This window comes from Duncaniella sp. (genome assembly GCF_029054785.1).
Lineage (GTDB): Bacteria > Bacteroidota > Bacteroidia > Bacteroidales > Muribaculaceae > Duncaniella.
Genome location: NZ_JAIDEN010000176.1, coordinates 1 through 3,691 on the forward strand (window position 1 = coordinate 1; position 3,691 = coordinate 3,691).

General features: G+C 54.4%; 4 protein-coding genes. All 4 read left to right on the top strand.

The window, feature by feature from the left end; all coding sequences use genetic code 11:
- Positions 1-278 (top strand): thiamine phosphate synthase (locus K2H17_RS10665; RefSeq protein WP_300134607.1); only part of this gene is annotated, 278 nt, incomplete at its 5' end.
- Positions 279-282: 4 nt separating this feature from the next.
- On the top strand, positions 283-918 hold the full coding sequence (locus tag K2H17_RS10670) for a thiamine phosphate synthase (RefSeq protein ID WP_300134609.1): 636 nt from the start codon (positions 283-285) through the stop codon (positions 916-918).
- 46 nt (positions 919-964) lie between these two features.
- Positions 965-1,741, top strand: coding sequence for a thiazole synthase (locus K2H17_RS10675; protein WP_300134611.1), 777 nt, complete (start codon positions 965-967; stop codon positions 1,739-1,741).
- Positions 1,742-1,768: 27 nt separating this feature from the next.
- Entirely contained in the window at positions 1,769-3,469 is a 1,701-nt protein-coding gene (thiC, locus tag K2H17_RS10680) for a phosphomethylpyrimidine synthase ThiC (protein ID WP_300134613.1), read from the top strand.
- Positions 3,470-3,691 lie beyond the last annotated feature (222 nt).

The window sequence follows — 3,691 nt, forward strand, 5'->3', positions numbered from 1 at the left end:
AACTCAGACAATGCTCAGGCATGGTCTATGCGACACTGAGTCCGGTTTTCGACAGCATTTCCAAACAAGGTTATCAGTCGCGTTTCACCAATGAAGATTTTTTAAGTCTCTGCGAAATCCGGACTCCGGTCATCGCCCTCGGAGGCGTGACCGCCGAACAAATTCCGCTGCTGAAACGTTACAACTTCAAGGGGTTTGCCATGCTTGGGGCAATCCCGTGGAATGAGTCGGCAGACAACGTGAGACTGTTCGCAGAAAAAATAATACAACTACAATAATTCTATGCTCCAGTTCATAACCCATCCATCCGAGCGCTACACCATTGCGGAAGAAGTGCAGATGGTCCTTGAAGGAGGCTGCAAATGGATTCAGCTCCGTCTCAAAGATGCCTCTGACGAGGAATTCCGTCAGACAGCTCTTGAAATCATACCTCTCTGCAAAGAAAACGAAGCATTCCTTGTGTTTGACGACCGCGTTGAACTCGCCATTGAGATGTCGGTCCACGGAGTCCATCTCGGCAAGGATGACATGAACCCGCTTGTCGCACGCGAGAACATGGGAGCCGAGGCAATCATCGGCTGCACAGCCAACACAGCTGACGACATCGTCAGGCTGCGCGGATGGGACGTCGACTACGTTGGCCTCGGACCGTTCCGCTACACCACCACCAAAGCACGCCTCTCACCCGTAATCGGTCTTGAGGGCTACACCAGAATTGTCGAGGAAGTGCGCAAAGCAGATATCCTGCTGCCGATCGTAGCAATCGGCGGCATCACTCTCGAAGACATCCCCTCAGTGATGGCAACCGGCGTAAACGGAGTCGCCATGAGCGGATCAATAATCAACGCCGACGATCCGGTGGACTACACCCGCAAAGTACTCGCCGCTCTTCATGAGGCTTTTGAAAAGCGCAGATGACAGAGGCGGCATAAACCAGAAAAAAATTATCACATCCATATCAAATATGAACGACATTCTAACCATCGGAGGAAAAGATTTCACCTCACGCCTGTTTGTAGGCACCGGAAAATTTTCCTCCAACCGTCTGATGCTTGAATCCATTCTGGCATCAGGCTCGCAGATGATCACCGTGGCCATGAAACGTATCGACATGGACCATGAGGAGGAAGACGACATGCTGCGCCACATCAACCGCGACCATGTCCAGTTTCTGCCCAACACCTCAGGGGTGCGCACAGCCGAAGAGGCTGTTCTCGCCGCCAACCTTGCCCGTGACTGCTTCGGGACAGATTTCATCAAACTCGAAATCCATCCCGACCCGAAATATCTTCTCCCCGACCCCATCGAGACTCTGAAAGCAACTGAGGTTCTTGCGGCCCAGGGCTTCAAGGTGCTTCCCTACATTCAGGCCGACCCTGTGCTGTGCAAACGCCTCGAAGAAGTCGGCACAGCCGCTGTCATGCCTCTCGGTGCACCTATCGGCACAAACAAAGGGCTGAAAACACGCGACCTTCTTGAGATCATAATCGAAGAAAGCCGTGTGCCTGTCGTGATTGACGCCGGACTTGGCGCACCCTCCCACGCTGCCGATGCAATGGAAATGGGAGCCGATGCAGTGCTGGTCAACACAGCCATAGCCGTCGCAGGCGATCCCGTCGAGATGGCCGTTGCCTTCAAACTCGCTGTCGAAGCCGGTCGCAAAGCCTATCTCGCCGGTTTAGGATCTGTCTCATCCTCCGCATCGGCAACAAGCCCCCTCACTGAATTTCTCAATCTCTAAAAACTGAAATTATCACCATAATTTAATATGGAAATCGAAAATATCGACGTAAACAGCTATCCCGGTTCTGAAAAAGTCTACATCGAAGGCAAACTTCATCCTATAAAAGTGGCCATGCGCCGCGTCAATCTCACTCCGACCGTAAAAATCATTGACGGCGAAAGTCTGACCCGCCAGAACGGATCAGTCTATGTCTATGACACAAGCGGAGTCTACACCGACCCCAATGTCAAGGTTGACATCAACGCCGGTCTCCCCCGTCTGCGCGAAGAGTGGATTGCCGGCCGCGAAGACCTCGAACAGCTTCCCCAAATCACCTCTGACTATGGCCGTATGCGCGAAGCCGACAGCAGCCTCGACACCATCCGCTTCAGCCACCGCTACGCACCCCGCCGCGCCGCCGAGGGTAAGGAGATCACTCAGATGGCTCTGGCCCGCAAGGGTGTGATCACCCCCGAAATGGAATATGTTGCGATCCGCGAGAACAACAACGCCGAAGCGCTCGGCATCAAGAGCCACATCACTCCTGAATTCGTGCGTCAGGAAGTGGCCTCAGGCCGCGCCGTCATTCCCGCCAACATCAACCATCCCGAAGCCGAACCGATGATCATCGGCCGGAACTTCCTGGTGAAACTCAACACCAACATCGGCAACTCCGCCCTCTCGTCGGGAATCGAGGAAGAGGTGAGCAAGGCCGTGTGGAGCTGCTACTGGGGCGGTGACACTCTGATGGACCTCTCGACCGGCGACAACATCCATGAAACCCGCGAGTGGATCATCCGCAACTGCCCCGTTCCGGTCGGAACAGTGCCCGTCTACCAGGCCCTTGAAAAAGTCAACGGAAAAGTCGAGGATCTGACATGGGAAATCTACCGCGACACACTCATCGAACAGGCCGAACAGGGAGTAGACTATTTCACGATCCATGCCGGTGCGCTCCGCGTCCATGCCGACATGGTCCAGGACCGTCTGACAGGAATCGTCTCACGCGGCGGCTCGATAATGACCCGCTGGGCTGTGATACACGATCAGGAAAACTTCCTCTACACCCACTTCGATGAAATCTGCGAGATCCTGGCCCGATATGATGTCGCCGTCTCTCTTGGCGACGGTCTGCGTCCCGGCTCGATCCACGATGCCAACGACCGCTCACAGTTCCTTGAACTTGACGTGCTCGGCGAACTGACCGAAATCGCCTGGAAACATAATGTCCAGGTGCTCATCGAAGGCCCCGGCCATGTGCCGATGCACAAAATCCGCGAGAACATGGACCGTCAGCTCGACAAGTGTCACGAAGCCCCCTTCTACACCCTCGGCCCGCTGACAACCGACATCGCCCCCGGCTATGACCACATCACATCAGCCATCGGCGCCGCGCAGATCGCATGGATGGGCACAGCCATGATCTGCTACGTGACCCCAAAAGAGCACCTCGCGCTTCCCAACCTTGAGGACGTGCGCAACGGAGTGATCACCTACAAGATCGCAGCCCACGCCGCCGACCTCGCAAAAGGCCATCCCGGCGCACAGGTCCGCGACGACGCCATGAGCAAGGCCCGCTTCGAGTTCCGCTGGAAAGACCAGTTCAACCTGTCGCTCGACCCTGCGCGCGCACGTCAGTATTATGTCGAAAGCCACAAGGATGACGACCACTTCTGCACAATGTGCGGACCTAACTTCTGTGCGATGCGAATCACCCAGCAACTTGTCGATGACTGCGCGAAATAAGCCGGTCTGACCGAACACCACTCAACAGACGCAAGAGGGACACTACTGAGACTTTAGCACCCTCTTGCGTCCGTCAAGTTGGTTTTGCGTTGCGCAAAATCTCCATTCAACGATCACACACAATTTCATCTATTTATCCATCGACTTAGAGGTTGTTTAAAAACAAGAGTTAAAATCTGAGTGGTGTATCTTTTAGATAAATTATTGTAAATGAGAAAGGAG

Excerpts from the sequence above, each read along its gene's own strand:
- K2H17_RS10670 (WP_300134609.1), top strand. The coding sequence starts at position 283 with ATGCTCCAGTTCATAACCCATCCATCCGAGCGCTACACCATTGCGGAA.
- K2H17_RS10675 (WP_300134611.1), top strand. The coding sequence starts at position 965 with ATGAACGACATTCTAACCATCGGAGGAAAAGATTTCACCTCACGCCTG.
- thiC (WP_300134613.1), top strand. The coding sequence starts at position 1,769 with ATGGAAATCGAAAATATCGACGTAAACAGCTATCCCGGTTCTGAAAAA.